The following is a 22,998-nucleotide window of genomic DNA, read 5'->3' on the forward strand; positions in this document are numbered from 1 at the left end:
GTGCGCCGGGGCGGCGACGTAAATCGGTTGTGCCCAGACGCAACCACGCTTATCCCTCTTCTACGTGTCCCGTTCGTTACCGGTTCCCGAGCGGATCGTTATGCACCTGGGGGCGGGTGAACTCGGAGGCGCGAGGGTCCGCGCGGGTCGTACAATCCGCAGAGCGAGACGGTGTCGATGGGGACGAGTAGCGTCGCACGCAGCCGCCAGCGACCCGGGGACGGTGTGAGCCCGGGGGTGTGCGCGAGGTGAAGATCACCCCGGAGCTGTCGGAGGAAAGGTCGGTCCGGATGCGGAGCGACCCGTAGAACCGACCCTCGCGCAGACGAGAGGGTTGTGCCCGCCCGGGCACGGTAGGCGGATCGGGCGGCGCGCGGCCAAGAAGGGTGGTACCGCGGGATCGGCCGACGGCCGTCTCGTCCCTTCGGTAGGCACGCATCACAGCCCGCGGAAGGAAGCCACATGTACCGCCCGGTACCGGCGCAGGTCGACCTGCCCGCCATGGAGCACGAGGTCCTCGCGTTCTGGCGGGACAACGACATCTTCGAGCGCTCCCTCGCGCAGAACGCCGACGGCCCCCGCTGGGTCTTCTACGAGGGTCCGCCGACGGCCAACGGCATGCCGGGGGCGCACCACATCGAGGCGCGCGTGTTCAAGGACGTGTTCCCGCGCTACCGCACGATGCGCGGTTACAACGTGCCGCGCAAGGCCGGGTGGGACTGCCATGGCCTGCCCGTCGAGCTGGCCGTGGAGAAGCAGTTGGGCTTCTCCGGCAAACCGGACATCGAGCGCTACGGGATCGCCGAGTTCAACGCGAAGTGCCGCGAGTCGGTGATGACGCACGTGGGCGCGTTCGAGGAACTGACCACCCGGATGGGCTACTGGGTCGACATGTCCAAGGCGTACCGGACGATGGACCCGGAGTACGTGGAGTCGGTCTGGTGGTCGCTCAAGCAGATCTTCGACAAGGGCCTGCTGACCCAGGACTACCGGGTCGCGCCGTGGTGTCCGCGCTGCGGCACCGGGCTGTCCGACCACGAACTGGCGCAGGGCTACGAGACGGTCGTCGACCCCTCGGTCTACGTGCGCTTCCCGCTCACCTCCGGGCCGCTGGCCGGGCAGGCGGCGCTGCTCGTGTGGACGACCACGCCGTGGACGCTGGTGTCCAACACCGCCGCCGCGGTGCATCCCGACGTGACCTACGTGGTGGCCACCGACGGCGAGGAACGCCTCGTGGTCGCCGAGCCGCTCCTGGCGAAGGCGCTCGGCGAGGGCTGGGCGGCCACCGGTGAGCGCTTCACCGGCCGGGAGATGGAACGGTGGGCCTACCGGCGCCCGTTCGACCTACTGCCGCTGGAGGACGCGAACTTCGTGGTGCTCGCGGAGTACGTCACCACCGAGGACGGCTCCGGCGTCGTGCACCAGGCGCCCGCGTTCGGCGCGGACGACCTGGAGACCTGCCGCGCGTACGGCCTGCCGGTGGTCAACCCGGTGCGCCCCGACGGCACCTTCGAGGCCGAGCTGCCTCTGGTCGGCGGACAGTTCTTCAAGAAGGCCGACGAGGCCCTGGTGGCCGATCTGCGGGCCCGGGGGCTGCTGTTCCGGCACCTGGAGTACGAGCACAGCTACCCGCACTGCTGGCGCTGCCACACCGCGCTGCTCTACTACGCGCAGCCGTCCTGGTACGTGCGCACCACCGCGGTCAAGGACGCGCTGCTTCGCGAGAACGAGCGGACCAACTGGCACCCGGACACGGTCAAGTGGGGCCGCTACGGCGACTGGCTGAACAACAACATCGACTGGGCGCTCTCGCGCAACCGCTTCTGGGGCACCCCGCTGCCCATCTGGCGGTGCGAGGAGGGTCACCTGACCTGCGCCGGCTCGCTGGCCGAACTCTCCGAGCTGACCGGGCGCGACCTGTCGGGCCTGGACCCGCACCGGCCGTACATCGACGAGGTCGTCTTCGGCTGCCCGGCCAAGGCCGCCGACGGTACCGCGTGCGGCGAGCAGGCGACCCGGGTACCCGAGGTGATCGACGCCTGGTACGACTCGGGGTCGATGCCGTTCGCCCAGTTCGGCTACCCGTACCGCAACCGCGAGTTGTTCGAGCAGTCCTACCCGGCGCAGTTCATCTCCGAGGCGATCGACCAGACCCGCGGCTGGTTCTACACGCTGATGGCGGTCGGCACGCTGGTGTTCGACAGGTCGTCCTACGAGAACGTGGTCTGCTTGGGGCACATCCTGGCCGAGGACGGCCGCAAGATGTCCAAGCACCTGGGCAACATCCTGGAGCCGATCCCGCTGATGGACCGGCACGGCGCCGACGCGGTGCGCTGGTTCATGGCCGCGGGCGGTTCGCCGTGGTCGGCCCGGCGGGTCGGGCACGGCACCATCCAGGAGGTGGTCCGCAAGACGCTGCTGACCTACTGGAACACGGTCAGCTTCCAGGCCCTGTACGCGCGCACCGGCGGCTGGACGCCGAGCGCGAGCGACCCGGCCCCGGCCGACCGCCCGCTGCTCGACCGGTGGCTGCTGTCCGAGCTGAACACCCTCGTGGGCGACGTGGACGCGGCCCTGGAGGCGTACGACACGCAGCGCGCGGGCAAGGCGCTCACCGCGTTCGTGGACGACCTGTCGAACTGGTACGTGCGCCGGTCCCGGCGGCGGTTCTGGAACGCGGATCCGGCGGCGCTGGCCACGCTGCACGAGGCGTTGGTCACGGTGACGAAGCTGATGGCGCCGCTGGTGCCGTTCATCACCGAGCGGGTCTGGCAGGACCTGGTGCGCCCGGTCACCGCCGACGCCCCCGAGTCGGTGCACATGGCGACCTGGCCGAGCACGGACGCGGCCCTCGTACAGCCCGAACTGGGGCGGCAGATGGCGCTGGTGCGGCGCCTGGTCGAGTTGGGCCGGGCCACCCGGGCGGACTCCGGCGTCAAGACCCGGCAGCCGCTGGGACGGGCGCTGATCGGCGCGAGCGGCTGGGACGAGTTGTCCGACGAACTGCGCGCGCAGATCGCCGAGGAGCTGAACGTGGTCTCGGTGGCGGCGTTGTCCGAGGCGGGCGGCGACCTGGTCGAGTACAGCGCGAAGGGCAACTTCCGGGCCCTGGGCAAGCGGTTCGCCAAGCGCACTCCGGTGGTGGCCGGCGCGATCGCGGCGGCCGACGCCGCGGCCCTGGCGACGGCGCTGCGTACGTCGGGCACCGCGGTGGTCGAGGTCGAGGGCGAGCCGGTGGAGGTGGTGGCCGAGGAGGTCATCGTCACCGAAACCCCGCGCGAGGGCTGGACGGTGGCCGGCCAGGACGGCGCGACCGTGGCGCTCGACCTGACCATCACCCCCGAGCTGCGGCTCGCGGGTCTGGCCCGGGACGTGGTCCGGCTGATCCAGGAGGCGCGCAAGAACAGCGGCCTGGAGGTGTCCGACCGGATCCTGGTGTGGTGGGCCGCGGACGAGTCGGAGGAGACCACGTCGGCGCTGCTCGCGCACGGCGGCCAGGTCGCCGAGGAGGTGCTGGCGACGCAGTTCACCCAGGGCTCCCCGGAGGACGAGGAGTTGTTCGAGCACGGCGACCCCGCGCTCGGTCTGCGGTTCTGGCTGCGCAAGGTCTGACCGGCCGGGCGGGGTGACTCGGGTCACCCCGCCCGGGCCGTACCGGACCGGGAAACCCGAACCGGAAACCGAGAAGCGCCCGTCCCCCCGGAGGGGGCGGGCGCTTCTCGGATGACCGACCGACGCTCAGTGGCCGGTCAGTTGTCGGGGTCCTCGTCGATCAGGAACCCGCGCATCGGCGACGGCTGCTGCATCTGCTGCGGCTGCGGAGCCTGCGGACGCACCGGCGACATCTGCTGCGTCATCGCCGGGCTCATCTGCTGCCCGATCGACGGCGTCATGGCCGGCGACATCGACGACGGCTGGGACATCGACTGGCCCATGGACGGAGCCATCGACTGCGACATCGGTACCGGCGCGGACGACATGGCCGGCGGCAGCGAGGCCGTGGCCGGGGTCCGCGGCGGCGCGAGCGAGTCGTCGGCCTGCGACTCCAGCTGACGAAGCTGGCTCTCCAGGTACGACTTCAGCCGCGTGCGGTACTCGCGCTCGAACGCGCGCAGGTCGTCGACCTTGCGCTCGAGCGTGGCGCGGGCGCTCTCCAGCGAACCCATCGCGACGCGGTGCTTCTCCTGCGCGTCACGCTCCAGGGCGTCGGCCTTGGACCGCGCGTCGCGCTCCATGCCCTCGGCCCGGGTGCGCGCCTCGCCCACTATCTTGTTCGCCTCGGAGCGGGCCTCGGCGATCGCCTGGTCGGCCGTCTGCTGCGCCAGCGCGAGCACTCGGGCGGCGCTGTCGCCACCGGGGTTGCCCATCTGCTGCTGCGGTCCACCCGGACCGAGCTGCGGCGGGCCGCCCTGCAGCTGGTGCTGCTGAAGCTGCTGCTGGTGCTGCGGCGGGCCCTGGAGCTGGTGCTGGCCGCTCATGCCGGGACCGCCCAGGCCGGGGCCGCCCTGCAATTGGTGCTGACCGGGCTGCAGTTGGTGCTGCTGCTGACCGGGCAGCTGGTGCTGGCCGCTCTGCATGCCGGGGCCGCCCTGCAGCTGGTGCTGCGGCGGACCCTGGAGCTGGTGCTGACCGCTCATGCCGGGACCGAGCTGCTGCGGTCCCCCCATCGGGTGCTGCTGCGGTCCACCGGGACCGAGCTGCTGCGGGCCGCCCTGCATCGGGTGCTGGCCGCCCTGCATTCCCTGCGGGCCACCCATCTGGGGCGGCGGGGGAACCGGGGTCGGCCCGGATATGGCTGCCGGGACGGGTGCGTCGGGGCGTTCGCGCTCCTTGCGCTGCTGGGCCTGCTGCTGACTCTGCGCGGCGGCCCTGGTCGCCGCCGCGAGTTTCGCTCGCAGATCCTCGTTTTCCCGGAGAAGTCGGGTCAGTTCGCCCTCGACCTCATCGAGGAACGCATCGACCTCGTCCTCGTCATAGCCCTCGCGGAGACGGACGGTCGTGAACTGCTTGTTACGCACGTCTTCGGGGGTCAACGGCATCTCTTCACCTCAGCGTGATCGTCGGCATCGGACAGACGGTACCGCTTACAGCCTGCCCACGACGGAGATCAGGATGTAGACGATGATCATCAGTACGAAGAAGGACAGGTCGAGTGCTACACCCCCGAGGCGCAGCGGAGGAATGAACCTGCGCAGCAACTTCAACGGTGGATCGGTGATGGAGTACGTCGCCTCCAGCAGTACCACCATGGCCCCGCGCGGCTCGTACGACCGCGCGAACTGGAACACGTAGTCCATCACCAAGCGGAAGAACAACACGATCAAAAAGCAGTAGAGCACGATGCGGATGATCTCCAGCGCGATGCTCATTTACCTGCCCCCTCGTGTGCCGTCCCTCTGGTCAGGACCGCACCTAGCCTCAGTTTTCGCACACCTCAGCTCTGATTGAAGAACCCGCCCTCGGCGATGCGGGCCTTGTCCTCGGCTGTCACATCGACGTTAGCAGGCGATAGGAGGAAGACTTTTTGGGTGACCCGTTCGATGCTGCCGTGCAGGCCGAACACGAGCCCCGCGGCGAAGTCCACCAGGCGCTTGGCGTCGGTGTCCTCCATTTCGGTCAGGTTCATGATCACGGGCGTGCTCTCGCGAAAGTGCTCGCCGATCGTGCGGGCTTCGTTGTAGGTACGCGGGTGCAGCGTCGTGATGCGGTAGGGCTCACGTTCGCTGACGACTTTGTGTACGGTCACCGGTGTGCTGCTCTCGGGACGGCGTTCGGGCATGGCGGACACTGTTGCGCGGTGTTCTTCGAGGCGGCCTTCGTCGCGAAGGGCCCCCGCTTCGCGGAGGGCAGTAGCTCCACGAACGGGATCGTCGCGACGTTCCCGCGATTCCCCACGCGGTTCGCGTACTTCACGTGGCTCCTCACGACGCTCGTCCCGTCGCTCCTCGCGACGATCGGTGCGCTCGACCCGGTCGCGGCCGTCCTGGCCGATGTCGTCCTCATCGTAATCGTCATACTCGTAGACATCGTCCTCCACGAGGCCGAGGTAGACCGCCATCTTGCGCATTGCGCCGGCCATGTTCCGCTTCCTCCGGTCTCACGGTGGATCGGCTGAGGTCACCGTGGGTCGTGCGATCCACTTCACGGCGACGCTACCGGAGGGAGGGCCGGACTCCGAGCACCGCAGTACCGATGCGTACATGTGTCGCCCCGGCCTCGATGGCCGCTTCGAGGTCGTTGCTCATCCCCGCGGAAACCATGTTCGCAGCCGGATGGGCTTCGCGTAGGCGGGTTGCGATTTCTCGCAACCGGGCGAACGCGCGGGCGGGTTCGACGCCGAGCGGGGCCACCGCCATCACTCCGCCGAGGGTCAGCCGCGGTGCCTCGGCCACTGCGTCGGCGAGTTCGGCCAGGTCGGTCGCGGACACCCCACCGCGGGCGGGGTCTTCGTCCAGGCTGACCTGCAACAGCGCGGTGATCGAACGTTGTTGCCGCTCGGCCGCGGCGGACAGCGCGTGGGCGAGTCGAATCCGGTCGAGCGAGTGCACCACATCGGCGTAACCGGCCACCGATTTGGCCTTGTTGGTCTGCAACTGGCCGACATAGTGCCAACGAAGGTCGAGGTCCTTCGTGGCCGCCGCCTTCGGCGCGGCCTCCTGGTCGCGGTTCTCGCCGACGTCGCGGACGCCGAGTTCGGCGAGCAGGCGCACGTCGCTCGCGGGGTGGGTCTTGGTCACCACGACGAGGGTGACGTCCTCGGGCGAGCGGCCGGCCGCGGTGCACGCGGCGGCGATCCGGGCCCTGACGTCGGCCAGGTTGGCGGCTAGCTCGGCCCGCCGGTGGGCGGTCGTGGCGGTCGCTGAATCGGGCGTGTCCATGGGCCCATCGTCGCCGACGCCGGCCCGCCGCGCCCGGGCGGGGTCAGTCCTCGGCGAGCCACACGTAGCCGGCGATCCGACCCGTGGCGCGGTCGCGCCGATAGGAGAAATGGTCGGCCGACTCGCGCGTGCAGATGTGCGATTTCTCACCCGACACGACCCCCTGCGCGGCGAGTTGCGCCCACACTCCGGCCGGTATATCGAGCCCGGGCGTGCCCTGGCGGGTGCGTGCGCGGGCTGCGGGGACGAGTGCGGACACTTCGTCGCACATCGCCTCGGGAACCTCGTAGCAGGCGCCGCAGACGGCCGGTCCGGTCCACGCCTCGATCCGCTCCGGGTCGGCGCCGAGGCCGCGCATCGCCTCGATCGTGGCGGGCACCACGCCGGCGGCCAGCCCCGGACGGCCCGCGTGGGCGGCGCCGATCACGCCGGCGTGCGGATCGGCGAGCAATACCGGGGTGCAGTCGGCGACCAGCACCGCCAGCGCGAGGCCGCGGGTCGCGGTGACCACGGCGTCGGTGCCGGGCACCGGTTCGGCGCTCGGACCGGTCAGCACGGTCACCGTGTCGCCGTGCACCTGGTTCATCCACACCACCCGATCGGCCGACAGGCCCAACGCCTCGGCGGTGCGCGCCCGGTTGGCGGCCACCACCTCCGGGTCGTCGCCCACGTGGTCGCCGAGGTTCAACTCGTCATACGGCGCGGCGCCCGTGCCGCCCCACCGATCGGTGAAGGCGAAACGGGCGCCGCCGGAAGCGGCCCTTCGCGTGAACACGTTCGGGCCACCTCGTGGTCGTGTCGAATTGTTTCGAACTCTTGCGTCGCCGACTGCCGACGACGTTTTTCTTCTACTTCATGAACGGCGGGATGTCGAGATCCAGATCGTCCTTGATCGGTTCCGGCACCAACGGGGTGCGCGGACCCGGCGTGGTCGGAGTCGGGTAGGTCGTCTGCGGCGGGTCGTTGAGCACACCCTGCCCGATGCCCGAGCCGCCCTGGCGACCGGTCGGCTCGGGGCGGGCGGGCGGCGGCGGAGGCGCCACCGCCGGCTTGCCCAACTCGCTCTTGGACGGCGGTTGTCCGCCGTCGAAGCCGGCCGCGATCACGGTGACCCGAACCTCGTCGCCGAGCGCGTCGTCGATCACCGCGCCGAAGATGATGTTGGCCTCGGGGTGCGCGGCCTCGCTGACCAGCTGCGCGGCCTCGTTGATCTCGAACAGGCCGAGGTCGGAGCCGCCGGAGATGGACAGCAGCACGCCCCGGGCGCCGTCGATCGACGCCTCCAGGAGCGGGCTGGAGATGGCCATCTCGGCCGCCGCCACCGCGCGATCGTCGCCGCGCGCCGAGCCGATCCCCATCAGCGCCGAACCCGCCTCCGACATCACCGACTTGACGTCGGCGAAGTCGAGGTTGATCAGGCCGGGCGTGGTGATCAGGTCGGTGATGCCCTGGACACCGGACAGCAGCACCTGGTCGGCCGAGCGGAACGCGTCCAGGACGCTGACCTGCCGGTCGGAGATGGACAGCAGCCGGTCGTTGGGGATCACGATCAGCGTGTCGACCTCGTCGCGCAGCTGCGCGATGCCGTCCTCGGCCTGGTTCGCGCGGCGCCGTCCCTCGAAGGTGAACGGGCGCGTGACCACGCCGATGGTGAGCGCGCCGAGCGAGCGGGCGATGTTGGCCACCACGGGGGCGCCGCCGGTTCCGGTGCCGCCGCCCTCGCCCGCCGTGACGAAGACCATGTCGGCCCCCTTGAGGACCTCCTCGATCTCCTCGCGGTGGTCCTCGGCGGCCTTGCGCCCGACATCGGGATTCGCCCCGGCCCCCAGGCCGCGGGTGAGTTCGCGGCCGACGTCGAGCTTGACGTCGGCATCGCTCATGAGGAGGGCTTGGGCGTCGGTGTTGATCGCGATGAACTCGACGCCCTTGAGACCGACCTCGATCATCCGGTTGATGGCGTTGACCCCGCCACCGCCGATACCGACCACCTTGATGACTGCGAGGTAGTTCTGGGGTGCTGCCACGTCGAAGGCCTCTCGCCTCGAGTTCCGGTCGGCGTGCCGTGGTTCCGGCATGCCGACATTTGCCGACTTGGGGAGGTCGGGACGCGATTTCCGCGAGCCACCAAAACCCTCACCCTCAGGTATAGAGTCAGCCCCGTTCGCATCGAACGCCGCCGATCCGAACAGTGCGGATAACTGCTTTGTCAACCTGGGGCTAGGCCGACACTAGGTCCCCATCGGACGCGGTTCAACGAACACGCCGAACCTGTCCCTATTGTTTTATCGCAGTGGCCGAGTGCTTCCGTCCCCGGTCACGGCGTGCTCGGGGTCGAAACCGCCGCGCCGGACGCCCCCGGAGCCAACGACTGCGCGGGCGCCGGCGGCGCGAGCGAGGGAAACGGTTGGGTTCGGGTCACCGGCGCGTCGGGCGCGCTGACGTCGTAGAACTTCGCCGGCCGCGTCAACAGCACCGCGAGCACGAGCGCCTTGCGATCCGACGCCTCCGCCCCGCCCCACGACACGGTCTCGCCCTTGTCCAGCACCAGCACGATGTCGTCGCGCGTCCGGGCGGTGATGTCCCGTACCCGCTGGGCGATCGGCGGCGGCAGCGCCGAAACCACCTGGACCACCCCCCGTAGCGTTTCCCGACTCACCGTGTTGGCGTCGACCTTGACGATCGGCACCCCGGCGGGCGCGGCATCCACCGTACCGAACCGTACGCCGTCCTTGTCGATCTCCGCGTAGCGGTCCGCGTCCGGCACCACCAGGGCGGTGGTGCGTTCGCGAACCGTGATCCGCACCGTGTGCGGCCAGTCGCGTTCCACGTGGACCGAGGCCACGCGCGGGATCGCGGCCACCCGGGCCCGGATCGCGTCGAGGTCGATCCCGGCCAGCGGCTCGCCGACCGGCACCGCGGCGACCTTGGCGACCTGGTCCTTGGGCAGCACGACCGGCCCGCCGACGGACACCGTCCGGGCGTCCAACAGCGGCGAGTGGTAGACGATCCCCCACCCGGCGCCCGCGAGCACCACGAGCACCACCAGGACGAGGAGCGGGCGCAGATTGGTCCAGCGCCGCCGCGGCGCGCGGCCGGGCCTGGCCGGGCGCGCCGGCGCGCGCTCCTTCGTGTCGGGCAAGGACGCTCCTCGGGCCGGCGGCTACTGGGGCAACCGCGCGGCGGCGATCGCCTCGTGGACCATCCGGACCAGTTCCTCGTCGGCGTCGCGCCGACCGAACTCGGCCGCGGCCTTGCCCATGTCGTGCAGGCGACGCGCGTCGGTGAGCACCGGCAGCACCGAGGAGCGGATCCAGTCGGGGGTCAGATCGGCGTCGTCCACCAGCAGACCGCCGCCCGCCTTGACCACCGGCTGGGCGTTCAGCCGCTGCTCGCCGTTGCCGATGGGCAGCGGTACGTAGGCCGCGGGCAGCCCGACCGCGGCCAACTCGGCGCAGGTCATCGCGCCGGCCCGGCACAGCACCATGTCGGCCGCCGCGTAGGCCAGGTCCATCCGGTCGAGGTAGGGCACCACGACGTAGGCCGGTCCACCGGGCGGCGAGTCGATCTTCAGCTCGTTGTTGGGGCCGGCCGCGTGCAGCACCTGGACCCCCTCGGCGAGCAGTTGCCGGGCGGTCGCGGCCAGCGTCTCGTTCAGCCGCCGGGCGCCCTGCGAGCCGCCGAACACGAGCAGCGTGGGCCGCATCGGGTCCAGGCCGAACATCGCCCTGGCCTCGTCGCGCAGCGCGTTGCGGTCCAGGGTGGCGATCGCGCGCCGCAGCGGGATGCCGATGTAGCGGGCCCCGCGCAGCTTGCTGTCCGGCGTGCTCACCGCGACGAATCGGGTGTAGCGGGCACCGATCTTGTTGGCCAGGCCCGGACGGGCGTTGGCCTCGTGCACCACGGTCGGCACACCCTGGCGTTTGGCCGCCAGGTAGCCCGGCAGCGCGACGTAGCCGCCGAAGCCCACCAGGCAGGACGCCTGGGTGCGCTCCAACACGGCCGCGGCCTCGCGGATCGTGCCGCGCAGCCGGCCGGGCACGGTCATCAGCTCGGGCGTGGGCTTGCGCGGCAACGGCACGGCCGGGATCAACGCCAGTTCGTAGCCGCGAGCGGGAACGAGCTTGGTCTCCAGGCCCTTGGCCGTGCCGAGCGCCGTGATACCCACGTTCGGGTTCTGGCGGCGCAGCGCGTCCGCCAAGGCCAGAGCGGGCTCGATGTGCCCGGCGGTTCCTCCGCCGGCAAGGACGACATGCACCTGATTCACCCATCCCTGCGCGGCAGGATCCGCGCGAACGCTCGACGAACCGCCCCGGGCCCGCGTGCGGCGAGCGCCGCCTCGGCCTTTGGTTCACCTCGGGCGAAGGACAACAGCATGCCCACGGCGAACATGGTCGGAAGCAGGGCGGAACCTCCGTAGGACACCAATGGCAACGGCACTCCGGCGATCGGCAGCAGGCCGAGCACCGCCCCGACGTTGATCATGACCTGGGCCATGATCCACGCGGTCGCGCCACCCGCGGCGAGCCGTACGAACTGGTCTTTCGTCCGACTCGCGACGCGGATACCTGCATAGCCTAGGGCCGCGAAGAGGGTGAGTACGGACAGCGTCCCCACGAGACCCAATTCCTCGCCGATGACGGCGAAGATGAAGTCTGTGTGCGCCTCGGGCAAAGTGCCCCATTTGCCATAGCTGGTCCCGATTCCACTGCCGAACCAACCGCCGGTGGCCAGCGAATAGATGCCCTGGGCGGCCTGCAACGTGCTGCCGTCGGGGTCGGAGAACGGGTCGAGGAATCCCGCGAACCGGGCGGCCCGGTGCGGCTTGAGCACGATCAGCACGGTGGCCAGCACGCTCACCACGGCGATCGCCATGGCGAACAACCGGCCCGGGGCACCCGCGATCCACAGCAGCGCCAGGACCAGCACGGTGATGATCATCGCGGTGCCCATGTCGCCGCCGAGCAGCACCAGGAACAGGATGATCAGCGCGCCGGGCAGCAGCGGGACGAACATGTGCCGCCACTGGCCCAGCAACCGGCGCTTGCGGGTGAGCACGTCGGCCCCCCACAACACCAGGCCCAGCTTGGCGAACTCCGAGGGCTGGATCTGGAACGAGCCGAAGCCGATCCAGTTGCGGTTGCCGTTGACCTCGATGCCCAGACCGGGCACCAGGACCAGACACAACGCGCCGACGCAGCCGAGCAGGAACGGATAGGCCAACCGGCGGTACCAGCGCAGCGGCAGACGTGACGCGATCCACATCAGCGGGAAGCCCATCGCGACCGCGATCAACTGCTTGGTGAAGATCTCGTCGAAGGAGCCGTAGATCGTGCGCGAGGTGATCTGCGACGCGGACAGCACCATCACCAGGCCGAGCACGGTGAGCAGCAGGCCGGAGCCGAGCAGCAGGTAGTAGGCGGTCAGCGGGCTGTCCATGGCCCGGCGCAACTCCCGCCGCACCGGTCCGATCCGGCGCGCCCCGGCGGCCGGACGCGGCGCGGGCAGCCGCGAGTCGCCCCGCGGCCGCCGCTCGTCGGCGGACGCGGGGTGTGCCTCGCGGGTCTGCGGACCGGCGGCCATCGCGCCCGGTCAGCCCGCCGCCGGCCCGAGCCCGCGGACCGCGTCGGCGAACGCGTCGCCGCGCTTGCCGTAGTTGGCGTACATGTCCATCGAGGCGCACGCGGGCGCGAGCAGCACGGTGTCACCCGGACGCGCCAGCGCCGCCGCCTCGCCCACGACCATTTCCATGGCCCCAGTGTCGGTCGCGGCCACCTCCACCACGGGGACATCGGGGGCGTGTCGCGCGAGCGCGTCCCGGATCACCGCGCGGTCGGCGCCCATCAGCACCACCGCGCGCAGCCGGCTCTTCGCGCCGGAGACCAGGTCGTCGAAGGACGCGCCCTTGGCCAGGCCGCCGGCGATCCACACGATGTCCCGGTAGGCGGCCAGCGAGGCCGCCGCGGCGTGTCCGTTGGTGGCCTTGGAGTCGTCCACGTAGTCGACGCCGGCCACGGTGGCCACATGCGCGATGCGGTGCGCGTCGGGCCGGAACGCGCGCAGCCCGTCGCGCACCGCCACGGGCGGCACGCCGTAGGCGCGCGCCAGTGCGGCGGCGGCCAGCGCGTTGGCCACGTTGTGCGGCGCGGGCGGGTTCACGTCGCCCACGGTGGCCAGCTCCGCCGCGGTGCTGTGCCGGTCGGCCACGAACGCGCGATCGGCCAGCAGGTCGTCGACCACCCCGAAGTTCGACAGCCCCGGCGGCCCGAGCCCGAAGCCCACCGCGCGGCAGCCCTCCTCGACCTCGGCCTCGTGCACGAGCTGTTCGGTCTGCGGGTCGGCCAGGTTGTATACGCAGGCGATCTGGCACCCGCCGTAGATCCGGCCCTTGTCCGCCGCGTACGCCTCCGGCGAGCCGTGCCAGTCCAGGTGGTCCGGCGCGATGTTGAGCACCGCGGCGGCCAGCATCCGCGGCGCGCCGGCGTCGTCCTTGGGACTTTCCTCCCAGGTCGGCAGCCAGTGCAGCTGGAAGCTGGACAGTTCGAGGGCGAGCACGTCGTACGCCGGTTCGCCGTCCGCGTCGCGGGCGAGCACCGCGTCCACCACGGGCGTGCCGACGTTGCCCGCGGCGGCGACCCGCTTGCCGGACGCCTCCAGGATCGAGGCGAGCATCCGCACGGTCGTGGTCTTGCCGTTGGTGCCGGTGATCGCCAGCCACGGCGCGGGGTCCACGCGCGGCCGCAACCGCCACGCCAACTCCACGTCGCCCCACACCGGTACGCCGGCCGCACGCGCGGCGGCGAACAGCGGCTTGGTGGGCGGCAGTCCGGGCGAGGTGATCAGTACGTCGGTGTTCTCGGGCAGCGTCTCGTCGTCGCCCAGCCGCACGTCGACGCCGAGCGCGCCCAACTCCTCGGCGCGGCGCCGCGCGTTGTCGTCGGCGCTGCCGTCGATCGCCACGACCCGGGCGCCGAGGCCGTGCAGCGCCCGCGCCGCGGACGCGCCGGTGACCCCGGTGCCCGCGACGCAGAACGACAACTCGGCCCACGGCGCGCCGTGATGGGTGAAGGTGCTCAGGTCTTTCGTACTCACGTCTCTTACGTTCCCGTAACCCAGCCCGCGTAGAAGATGCCGATCCCGAGAATGGCGCACAGGCCGGCGATGATCCAGAACCGAACCACGATGAGTACTTCGGTCCACCCCTTGAGTTCGAAATGGTGCTGGAGCGGCGCCATTTTGAACACCCGTTTGCCGGTCATCTTGAAGTAGCCCACCTGGATGATCACCGACAGCGAGATGATCAGGAACAGGCCGCCGATGAGCGCGGACAACAACTCGGTGCGGGTCAGGATGGCCAGCCCGGCGAGCGCGCCGCCCAGGGCGAGCGAACCGGTGTCGCCCATGAAGATCTTGGCCGGCGAGGTGTTCCACCACAGGAAGCCGAAACACGAGCCCATCATCGCCGCGGACACGATCGCCAGGTCGAGCGGATCGCGCACGTCGTAGCAGCCCACGCCGGGCGCGTTCAGGCACGACTGGCCGTACTGCCAGACCCCGATGAAGGTGTACGCGCCGAAGACGATCACCGAGGCGCCGGTCGCCAGACCGTCCAGACCGTCGGTGAGGTTCACGCCGTTGGAGTGGCCGGCGATCAGGATGTAGGCCCAGATCACGAAGAACACAGGCGTCAGGTCGAGCGCGGTGTCCTGCACGAAGGACAGGTGTGTGGACGCGGGGGTGAACCCGCGCGCGTCCTTGAACTGGATCGCGAGCAGCGCGAACGAGATGCCCACGAACGACTGTCCGGCCAGTTTGGCCTTGGCCCGCAGACCCAGGCTGCGCTGCTTGACGATCTTGATGAAGTCGTCGACGAAGCCGACCAGGCCCAGGCCCGCCATCAGGTACAGCACCAACAGCGCGGACGCGCTCGGCGTCTCCAGGGTGATCGCCTTGGCGGCGCCGTAGCCGATGAGCGCGGCCAGGATGATCACCGCGCCGCCCATGGTGGGCGTACCGCGCTTGCTGTGGTGTCCGGCCGGACCGTCGTCCCGGATCAGCTGGCCGTAGCCGCGCTTGACCAGGATCCGGATCGCGAGCGGCGTACCGATCAGCGACAGCACCAGGGCGATGCCGCCGGCGATGAGGATGGCCCTCACCCGTGCACCTCCGCGTTGCTCACGTCGTCCCCGGCGGCGTCCGCCAACAGCGCGTCCGCGAGCCGTTCCAGGGCGACCCCTCGGGACGCCTTCACCAGTACGACGTCGCCCGGGGCCAGTTCGCCCCGGAGTAGTTCGACGGCCGCCTCTACGTCGGGCACCAGCACCGACTCCTCACCCCACGAACCCTCGTTCTTCGCGCCCATGTCGATCCAGGCGGCCTCCCTGCCGCCCACGGCCACCAGTCGGTGGATGTTCAGGCGTACCGCGAGTCGCCCGATCGCGTCGTGCTCGGTCAGCGACTCCTCGCCCAACTCCCGCATGGCGCCCAGCACGGCGAACGTACGATTGCCGCCCGCCATCGCGACCAGGGCCTTGAGCGCGGCCCGCATCGACTCGGGGTTGGCGTTGTACGCGTCGTTCACGACGGTCACCCCGTCGTCCCTGCGGGTGACTTCCATCCGCCAGCGGGAGATCGTACCTGCCGCGCCGAGGGCGGCCGCGATGTCCTCGACGGTCATGCCCACTTCGCGTGCCACGGCGGCACACGCGAGTGCGTTCGCCACGTGGTGCTCACCGTACAGGCGCAAGATCACGGGCGCACTGCCCTCCGGCACGCACAGCGTGAACGAGGCCCGTCCCTGTTCGTCGAGTGTCACGTTCTCGGCCCGTACGTCCGCCTCGGCGCTCTCGCCGAAGGTGACCACACGGGCCTTGGTACGCGCGGCCATCGCGCGCACGTACGGGTCGTCCCGGTTGAGCACGGCCACCCCGTCGGCGGGCAGCGCCTCGACCAGTTCGCCCTTCGCCTTGGCGATGCCCTCGCGCCCGCCGAACTCGCCCATGTGCGCGGAGCCGACGTTGAGCACCAGGCCGATCCGGGGCGGGGCGATGGTGCACAGGTAGGCGATGTCGCCGACGTGGCGCGCGCCCATCTCGGCGACCAGGTAGCGGGTTTCCTCGGTCACCCCCAGGACGGTCATCGGCAGGCCGATGTCGGTGTTGAAGTTGCCGCTCGGGGCGATCGTCGGGCCCCGGCGGGCGAGCACCTGGCCGAGCAGGTCCTTGGTGCTCGTCTTGCCGGAGGAGCCGGTCAGCGCGATCACCGCGGTCTCGGGACGCCGGTCGAGGATCGTCCGGGAGAGTCGGCCGAGCGCGCGGACCACGTCGTCGACGAGGATCGCCGGGGTGCCGGTCTCGCGGTCGGCGAGGACCGCGACCGCGCCGGCCTCGATCGCGGCGCGCGCGTAGTCGTGCCCGTCCACGTGCTCGCCGCGTACGGCCACGAAAAGCGTGCCGGGGCCGGCCTTGCGGGAGTCCACGACCATCCCTGCGGTGATGTGCGCGTGCGGATCCGCGCCGCCCGCCGGCCGCCCTCCGAGAGCGGTGGCGATCTCGGCAAGAGTGGTGGAAATCACTGGTTCGTCTCCTCGGCACGCGAGGTGCCGGTCGCCGGGACGCCTGGGTTCGGGGTCTCGGACGTCGGGGTGTGCGTTGATGGTGCGGGAGCCACGATCCTCGCATCGGTGGACTGCTTGGGGGACGCGGGGCCGGCGTGCATGGTTCTGGCCAACGCCGCGCGCAGCTCGACGCGGTCGTCGAAGGGGTGTTTGATCCCGTTCGCGAACTCCTGGCCCTGCTCGTGTCCCTTGCCCGCGATCACCACGGTGTCGCCCGGCGCGGCCCGGTCCACCGCGAGCGCGATCGCCGCGACCCGATCCGGCTCGACCAGCACGGCGCCCGGCGAGGCGTCGGCCGCGCCGATCCCGGCGAGCATCTCGGCGAGGATCGTGTTCGGGTCCTCCGAGCGCGGGTTGTCGCTGGTGAGCACGACCACGTCGGCGAACCGGGCGGCGGCCGCGGCCATCAGCGGGCGCTTGGCCCGGTCCCGGTCCCCGCCCGCGCCGAGCACGATGCTCAGCGTGCCGGAGGTCACCGGGCGCAGCGCGCGCAGCAGCGTCTCGACCGCGTCCGGGGTGTGCGCGAAGTCGACCACGGCCTCGAACGGTTGCCCGACGTCGACCCGCTCCATCCGCCCGGGCACGCCCGGCGTGCGGCCCACGCCCTCGACGGCGTCGTCGAGCGAGACGCCGCCGGCGGTCAGCGCGACGATCGCGAGCAGCGCGTTGGACACGTTGAACGGGCCGGCCAGGCACACCCGCGCCTCGGCCTTGTGTCCGTCGGGCCCGACCACGGTGAAGCGGCTGCCGTCGGGGCCGAGTTCGACGTTCTCGGCCCGCCAGTCGGCGTCCGGGTCGCCCGTCGCGGACACGGTCAGCACCGGCACGCTCGCCAGCTTCGCGAGCCGGCGGCCGTACGCGTCGTCCACGTCGATCACGCCCAGTCGCGAGCGGCGCGGCGTGAACAGGTCGGCCTTGGTCAGGAAGTAGTCCTCCATCGACGGATGGAAGTCCAGGTGGTCCTGGGACAGGTTGGTGAACAGCGCCACGTCGTAGACGGTGCCGTCGACCCGGCCGAGCGCGAGCGCGTGGCTGGAGACCTCCATCACCGCGTCGGTGACGCCGCTCTCCAGCATCGACGCGAGCAGCGCCTGCACGTCGGTGGCCTCCGGCGTGGTGCGCACGCTGGGGACCACCTCCTCGCCGATCCGGGTCTCGACGGTGCCGATCATCCCGGTGACGCCGCCGCCCGCGCGCAGCCCGCCGTCGAGCAGGTAGGCGGTGGTGGTCTTGCCGTTGGTACCGGTGACGCCGTACATGGTCAGGTGCTCGGCGGGCCGCCCGTAGACCCAGGCCGCGATCTCACCCAGTCGGCCGCGCGGATCGGCCACCACGAGGGTGGGCAGGCCGCTGTCGGCCGCCATGGCCGCGCCGGCCGGGTCGGTGAGCAGCGCAGCCGCACCCGCCTTCGCGGCCTGTGCGGCGAACGCGGCGCCGTGTACGTGCTCGCCCTGCAACCCCGCGTACAGATCGCCCGGGCGCACGGCCCGCGAGTCGTGGGTGACGCCGGTCAGCGTCGCCTCCGGATCGCTCGGGCCCCCGGTGAGGGGGACGGCGAGAAACCCGGCCAGGCCGGTCAGCGGTTGAGGGCGCACCTCGGCAGGGCGGCGCAGATCACGGTTGGGCACGGCGGGCAGGCTACCGCGCTTTGGCCCCTCGCCTGGTGCCGGCACCGGTCACCACTCGATCGGGAGATCGAGCGGCGCGGTGCCGCTCGGGGCGATCCGACGGCTCTGCAGGGCGAACGTCATCACCTGCTGGAACACCGGCGCGCACAGGCTGCCGCCACCGCCGTCGATGCCCGGCGCCTGGAGCGTCACCGACACCACGACCTGCGGATTGTCCGCTGGGGCGAAGCCGATGAAGGACGTGGTGTAGCCGTTGTAGTGGCCGGTCTTGGGGTCGAACCGGTTGGCGGTGCCGGTCTTGCCCGCGACGCGGTAGCCGGGGATGCGACCGTTCTTGCCGGTGCCGCCGTCGTCGGCGACCACGGTCTCCAGCATGTCGCTCACCTGGCGGGCGGTCTCCGGGCTGACCACGACGGTGGACTTGGGCGCGGCGGCGGGCTTGAACTTCCCGTCCGCGTCGGTGCTGCCCTTGACCAGGCTCGGCTCGATCCGCACGCCGCCGTTGGCGATGGTCTGGAAGACCGAGGTGGCCTGGACCGAGTTGACCGACAGGCCCTGGCCGAAGGGGATCGTGTACTGCTGTGACCCGCTCCACTTCTGCGGCGGGGCCAGGATGCCCGGCGTCTCGCCCGGGAACTTCAGCCCCGACGGTTGCCCGACGCCGAACCGGGTCAGGTACTCGTGCAGCTTGGCGTTGGCCTCGGCGCGGCCAGGCCCCAGCTGTTCGGAGGCCAGGATGGTGCCGATGTTGCTGGACTTGGCCAGGACGCCGGCCAGGGTGAGCTGCTGGGTCGGGTGGTCGTGCTCGTCCTTGAACAGTTGGTCGGCGCGGGCGAGCCGGTTGGGCACGGTCACGTGGGTGCCCGGGGTGGCCCGGCCCTCCTGGATCACCGCGGCCATGGTCATCACCTTGCCGGTGCTGCCCGGCTCGTACGCCTCCTCCACCGCCCGGTTGCCCAGGTTGTGCACGTCGTTCGGGCCGATGTGGTTGGGGTCGTAGCCGGGTGCGGTGGCCATCGCCAGGATCTGGCCGCTGCGCACGTCCTGGACCACCACGGTGCCGGACTCCGACTTGGTCTCGGCGACCTTCGCGCCGATCAACTGCTCGGCGTACCACTGGAGGTCGCGCGAGACGGTCAGCTGCACGTCGGAGCCGGCCACGGCCCGGGTCCCGGTGAGGTCGGAGGTGGGCACTCGGCGGCCGTAGACCATCTCCTGCGTGGTGCGGCCGTCCTTGCCCGCGAGTCGGCCGTCGAGGGTCATCTCCAGGCCGCCGCCGCCGTGGCCGGTGGCGTTGACGAAGCCGACCAGGTTCGCGCCGACGGGGCCGGCCGGGTAGATCCGCTTGCTGTGCTTGGTCGAGTAGATGCCGACCAGGTCGTCGCGGCGCATCCTGCCGAGGTCTTTCTGCGCCTGGCGGATGGTGTTCCACACGGCGGGGTCCACCTGCGGGGCGAGCACGACGTAGCGGGACTTGGGGGTGCGCAGTTTGGCCTCGATGGCCACCGGGTCGCCGGCCACGAGCGGGGCCAGCGCCAGGGCGGTTGCGTGCGGGTCGTACTTCTGCACCTGGGTGGGGTCGGCGGTGACGTCGTAGGCGTCCACCGACTTGGCCAGACTCACTCCGGAGGCGTCGGTGAGCGAGCCGCGCTCGGCGGGCACGGTGACGGTCTGGGTGCGCTTGGCGGCGGCCTGCGCGGCGTACGCGGGCGCGTCCAGGGCCTGGAGTTGGAGCAGCCGGCCGGCGAACAGGGTCAGCACCACGCCGAGCGCGATCAGCCCGATCCGCAGCCGCTTGCGCGGGTCGCCCATCCGGGCGGGGCGTACGGGCCGGCGCGGGGCGCGCGGACGGGCGGGCCGGGCGGCACTCGGCCGCGCCCGCCCCGAGGCCCCGGCCCGCTCGGCCCGGGCAGCCTCGCGAACCCGCCGCCCGGAACCGTCACCGGAGGCCGCGCGAGGCGGCCGCGATCGCTCCCCCGAGCCGTCCACCGGCCGGGGTCGTCGGGCGGCCGAACGCTCGTCCCGCGTGGCGGCGGCATCCCCGGCCCGCCGCACGGGCCGGGGCCCGCTCTCCGCTCCACCACGCTCCCGCGCCCGCGACGCCCGAAGCCGCCCACGATCCTCCCCGGACCGGGCCCGCAAGGACGCACCGTCCACGCGCGGCCGGCCCGACGAGGCACCCTCGGCCCGTGGGACCGCGTTCTCGCCGCGCCCCGAACCCCGTCGCGCGGACCCGTCCTCGCGCCGCGCACGCCCGGACTCCGCCCGGGAGGACACGCCATCGCCCCGCGACCGACCCGAATCGCGCCGGGAAGCGCCGTCCTGGGCCCGAGCACGCTCCGCCCCTCGACGCGCGGCCCCGTCCGCGTCCCGCACCCGCCCGGACCCTGCCCGGGGCGAGGCGCCATCGCCCCGCGAACGCCCCGAACCGGCCCCGGAAGGGACGCCGTCCGCCCGCGACCGACCCGAGCCGTCCCGGGGGGACACGCCGGCCGCCCGCGAACGGCCGAAACCGTCCCGGGCGGCGGCATCCTCGGCCCGAGAACGGCCCGCGCCCGCGCCGGAGCCGCCGTCACCGGCGCGCGAACGGCCCGAGCGGGGCGCGTCGGGGCTCGCGGGTCGCCCGGTGCGCCGCGCGGGCGGATCGGTCTCGTCGCCCGGTCGGCGCGGTCGCCCGGGTCGGCCGGCCCGGCCTCCGGGTTCCGCCCGTTCCCCGTCGCGCGCACCCGCACCACGCGGCGCGGCCGGGTCGTCCTGACCGCGCGGGCGCGGTCGGCGCGCGTCCGGCGCACCCGTGCGGTCGGCCGCCGGCCGGGGTCGGCGCGCCGAGGACCCGGCCGGGTCGGCGCCGGCGTCACGACGGCCCCTTCCGGCGGAACGCGGCTCGTCGGGATCACGCGGATCACGGGGGTCACGGCGTCCGTCGGTCAACGCGGGGTCCCTTCAAGCCGAATGCGGCAGCAAGCCGAATGTGACAACAAGTCGAACGCGACAGCGGGTCGAACGCGACAGCGCACCGCACTCGGCGGCACACCCGTACAACGAGCGGACGCACGAGCGGCGCCGGGCGAAACCCCACCCGCCCCCACTCGACCACATCGATCCGCCCGTTGCCCCGACCCGACACGTCGAACCGCGCCGCCCTCTCACGGCGCACGGCACCCCAAGGCCCCGGCCCGCCCATGGACCGCGCACCCGGGCGGGCGACACGACCGGCGGAGCCTCGCGTCAACGGGCCGCTTCCGGCCCGGCGGGAGTCGCCGGGGCCGCCGGAGTCTCCGCGACAGGCGCGGCGGAGGTCGCCGGCGTCTCGGCGCCAGGCGCCGCAGGCGCTGCCGGAGTCGCCGGCGCCGGAGCCCCGGCCGGGTCGGCCCCGGCCTGGGCCGCCACCGGCGCGCCCGGCCCCCCACCGGCGGGCGGGGCAGCCGTGGCACCGGGCGGTGTCGCCGGGGCCTCCGGAACCAACGGCGGTTTGGACGTGGCGGGCTTGGGCACCCCGAGCACCCGCCCGGTCGCGGGGTCGATGAAGACCGGGCTGCCGCCCGGAACCAGCCCCAGCTCCTGGGCCCGCCGGGCGAGTTCGCCGGGCGCGGCCCTGGCGTCCAGCTCGCGCTGCAACGCCTCGCGGTCGTCGGTGAGCTGGTCCTGCCGCTTTTGCAACCGGCCCACCTCGAACGAGCCCTGATTGAGCGCGGTGTTCAGCAGCAACAGGGACAACAGGCCGCCGCCGAGCAGCGCGACCACGAGCACCACGAATGGTGTACGCGTGGTCCCCTTCGCCCGGCGCGCGGCCAGGCGGATCCGGGTCATCGTCTTCGCCGCGCCGCTCATCGGCTCCCCCGTCCGCCGCGTCGATTCACCGGTCTTCCCGCACCCGCTCCGCGGCCCGCAACCGCACCGATGCCGCGCGCGGGTTCTCCTCGTTCTCCCGCTCGCTCGCCTTCTCCGAACCGCGCGTGAGCAGCTTGAACCGCGGCTGCAACTCCTCCGGCACCACCGGCAGCTCCGGCGGCGCCTTGCTCTCCGCGCCCGCCGCGAACACCCGCTTGGTCATCCGGTCCTCCAGCGAGTGGTAGGACATCACCACGATCCGCCCGTGCAGCGCGAGCGCCCGCACGGCGGCGGGCAACGCCCGCTCCAGCACCGCGAGTTCCCCGTTGACCTCGATCCGCAGGGCCTGGAAGGTGCGCTTGGCGGGATTGCCGCCGGTACGCCGCGTCGCGGCCGGGATCGCGGTGCGCACCACGTCGACCAGCCGCGCGCTCGTGGTGAACGGCTCCTTCTCCCGCTCGCGCACGATCGCGTCGGCCACCCGGCGGGCGAACCGCTCCTCGCCGAAGTCGCGCAGGATCCGGGCCAACTCCGCTGCGGTGTAGCCGTTCAGGATGTCGGCCGCGGTGATGCCCACGGTCGGGTCCATCCGCATGTCGAGCGGCGCGTCCTGCGCGTAGGCGAAGCCGCGATCGGCCCGGTCCAGTTGCAGCGAGGACACGCCGAGGTCGAACAGGATGCCGTTGATCCGCTCGATCCCGAGCCGCTCCAGCACCTCGGGCAGTTCGTCGTAGACCGCGTGTACCAGCGTCGCCCGCTCGCCGAACCCCGCGAGCCGGGCCGCGGAGCGCTCCAGCGCCTCGGGGTCGCGGTCGAGGCCGATCAGCCGCACCTCGGGGAAGGCGGTGAGCAGGGCCTCACTGTGTCCGCCCATGCCCAGCGTCGCGTCCACCACGATCGCTCCGGGTGCGCGCAACGCGGGGGCCAACAGGTCGACACACCGCTCCAACAGGACCGGAATGTGGGCGGGTGCCGTCACGGCCCCTCCACCATCGTCGCGTTCACTCCGGGCCCTTCGTCGTGCGGAAACCCGCAGTCTAGAGGCCAA

17 protein-coding genes are annotated in these 22,998 nt (G+C 72.0%); 1 reads left to right on the forward strand and 16 read right to left on the reverse strand.

The genetic code is table 11. The features are described 5' to 3' along the window. Positions 1-462 precede the first annotated feature (462 nt). Entirely contained in the window at positions 463-3,612 is a 3,150-nt protein-coding gene (gene ileS / locus ACH4XV_RS12480) for an isoleucine--tRNA ligase (RefSeq protein WP_395789009.1), read from the forward strand. Positions 3,613-3,749: 137 nt separating this feature from the next. On the opposite strand, the gene ACH4XV_RS12485 is transcribed toward ileS, so the two are convergent. The 16 genes from ACH4XV_RS12485 to rsmH form a co-directional block, all read right to left on the reverse strand. Then, positions 3,750-5,039, reverse strand: a complete 1,290-nt coding sequence (locus ACH4XV_RS12485) for a DivIVA domain-containing protein (protein WP_078977601.1) — start codon at positions 5,037-5,039, stop codon at positions 3,750-3,752. Positions 5,040-5,084: 45 nt separating this feature from the next. Beyond that, the gene (locus tag ACH4XV_RS12490) at positions 5,085-5,369 is read right to left on the reverse strand and encodes a YggT family protein (RefSeq protein WP_020552920.1); all 285 of its coding nucleotides are present in this window, start codon (positions 5,367-5,369) and stop codon (positions 5,085-5,087) included. A 65-nt stretch (positions 5,370-5,434) separates the two neighbouring features. Next, entirely contained in the window at positions 5,435-6,079 is a 645-nt protein-coding gene (locus ACH4XV_RS12495; RefSeq protein WP_078977600.1) for a cell division protein SepF, read from the reverse strand. A 73-nt stretch (positions 6,080-6,152) separates the two neighbouring features. After that, positions 6,153-6,878 (reverse strand): YggS family pyridoxal phosphate-dependent enzyme, encoded by a 726-nt coding sequence (locus ACH4XV_RS12500; protein ID WP_395789011.1) that lies wholly within the window; start codon positions 6,876-6,878, stop codon positions 6,153-6,155. Between the two features lie 43 nt (positions 6,879-6,921). Continuing rightward, complete coding sequence (pgeF, locus tag ACH4XV_RS12505) at positions 6,922-7,653, reverse strand: peptidoglycan editing factor PgeF (RefSeq protein WP_395789013.1); 732 nt, start codon at positions 7,651-7,653, stop codon at positions 6,922-6,924. 73 nt (positions 7,654-7,726) lie between these two features. Further along, complete coding sequence (gene ftsZ, locus ACH4XV_RS12510) at positions 7,727-8,902, reverse strand: cell division protein FtsZ (RefSeq protein ID WP_395789015.1); 1,176 nt, start codon at positions 8,900-8,902, stop codon at positions 7,727-7,729. Positions 8,903-9,192: 290 nt separating this feature from the next. Next, the gene (locus ACH4XV_RS12515; protein ID WP_395789017.1) at positions 9,193-10,017 is read right to left on the reverse strand and encodes a cell division protein FtsQ/DivIB; all 825 of its coding nucleotides are present in this window, start codon (positions 10,015-10,017) and stop codon (positions 9,193-9,195) included. A gap of 21 nt (positions 10,018-10,038) precedes the next feature. Beyond that, entirely contained in the window at positions 10,039-11,133 is a 1,095-nt protein-coding gene (murG, locus tag ACH4XV_RS12520; protein WP_078979537.1) for an undecaprenyldiphospho-muramoylpentapeptide beta-N-acetylglucosaminyltransferase, read from the reverse strand. Positions 11,134-11,138: 5 nt separating this feature from the next. Beyond that, positions 11,139-12,458 (reverse strand): putative lipid II flippase FtsW, encoded by a 1,320-nt coding sequence (ftsW, locus tag ACH4XV_RS12525; RefSeq protein WP_395789019.1) that lies wholly within the window; start codon positions 12,456-12,458, stop codon positions 11,139-11,141. A gap of 9 nt (positions 12,459-12,467) precedes the next feature. Continuing rightward, on the reverse strand, positions 12,468-13,952 hold the full coding sequence (gene murD, locus ACH4XV_RS12530) for a UDP-N-acetylmuramoyl-L-alanine--D-glutamate ligase (protein ID WP_395789970.1): 1,485 nt from the start codon (positions 13,950-13,952) through the stop codon (positions 12,468-12,470). Positions 13,953-13,972: 20 nt separating this feature from the next. Then, complete coding sequence (mraY, locus tag ACH4XV_RS12535) at positions 13,973-15,031, reverse strand: phospho-N-acetylmuramoyl-pentapeptide-transferase (protein ID WP_078977595.1); 1,059 nt, start codon at positions 15,029-15,031, stop codon at positions 13,973-13,975. Then, the gene (gene murF, locus ACH4XV_RS12540; RefSeq protein ID WP_395789021.1) at positions 15,028-16,449 is read right to left on the reverse strand and encodes a UDP-N-acetylmuramoyl-tripeptide--D-alanyl-D-alanine ligase; all 1,422 of its coding nucleotides are present in this window, start codon (positions 16,447-16,449) and stop codon (positions 15,028-15,030) included. The genes mraY and murF overlap by 4 nt, the downstream gene beginning before the upstream one ends. Beyond that, complete coding sequence (locus tag ACH4XV_RS12545; protein WP_395789023.1) at positions 16,446-18,119, reverse strand: UDP-N-acetylmuramoyl-L-alanyl-D-glutamate--2,6-diaminopimelate ligase; 1,674 nt, start codon at positions 18,117-18,119, stop codon at positions 16,446-16,448. The genes murF and ACH4XV_RS12545 overlap by 4 nt, the downstream gene beginning before the upstream one ends. Before the next feature lie 48 nt (positions 18,120-18,167). Beyond that, complete coding sequence (locus ACH4XV_RS12550) at positions 18,168-19,931, reverse strand: peptidoglycan D,D-transpeptidase FtsI family protein (protein ID WP_395789025.1); 1,764 nt, start codon at positions 19,929-19,931, stop codon at positions 18,168-18,170. A 1,416-nt stretch (positions 19,932-21,347) separates the two neighbouring features. Beyond that, complete coding sequence (locus ACH4XV_RS12555) at positions 21,348-21,950, reverse strand: hypothetical protein (RefSeq protein WP_395789027.1); 603 nt, start codon at positions 21,948-21,950, stop codon at positions 21,348-21,350. Between the two features lie 25 nt (positions 21,951-21,975). After that, a complete protein-coding gene (gene rsmH, locus ACH4XV_RS12560) occupies positions 21,976-22,929 on the reverse strand; it encodes a 16S rRNA (cytosine(1402)-N(4))-methyltransferase RsmH (protein WP_395789029.1) in 954 nt (317 codons plus the stop codon). Positions 22,930-22,998: the final 69 nt, after the last annotated feature.

Origin of the sequence: Embleya sp. NPDC020630 (assembly GCF_044334985.1) — a bacterium.
Lineage (GTDB): Bacteria > Actinomycetota > Actinomycetes > Streptomycetales > Streptomycetaceae > Embleya.

What these genes read in the sequence shown, in the direction of transcription:
- ACH4XV_RS12495 (WP_078977600.1), bottom strand. Translation starts at nt 6,079, where the DNA reads ATGGCCGGCGCAATGCGCAAGATGGCGGTCTACCTCGGCCTCGTGGAG.
- ACH4XV_RS12555 (WP_395789027.1), bottom strand. Translation starts at nt 21,950, where the DNA reads ATGAGCGGCGCGGCGAAGACGATGACCCGGATCCGCCTGGCCGCGCGC.
- ACH4XV_RS12485 (WP_078977601.1), bottom strand. Translation starts at nt 5,039, where the DNA reads ATGCCGTTGACCCCCGAAGACGTGCGTAACAAGCAGTTCACGACCGTC.
- ileS (WP_395789009.1), top strand. Translation starts at nt 463, where the DNA reads ATGTACCGCCCGGTACCGGCGCAGGTCGACCTGCCCGCCATGGAGCAC.
- ACH4XV_RS12550 (WP_395789025.1), bottom strand. Translation starts at nt 19,931, where the DNA reads ATGGGCGACCCGCGCAAGCGGCTGCGGATCGGGCTGATCGCGCTCGGC.
- ftsW (WP_395789019.1), bottom strand. Translation starts at nt 12,458, where the DNA reads ATGGCCGCCGGTCCGCAGACCCGCGAGGCACACCCCGCGTCCGCCGAC.
- ACH4XV_RS12490 (WP_020552920.1), bottom strand. Translation starts at nt 5,369, where the DNA reads ATGAGCATCGCGCTGGAGATCATCCGCATCGTGCTCTACTGCTTTTTG.
- ACH4XV_RS12500 (WP_395789011.1), bottom strand. Translation starts at nt 6,878, where the DNA reads ATGGACACGCCCGATTCAGCGACCGCCACGACCGCCCACCGGCGGGCC.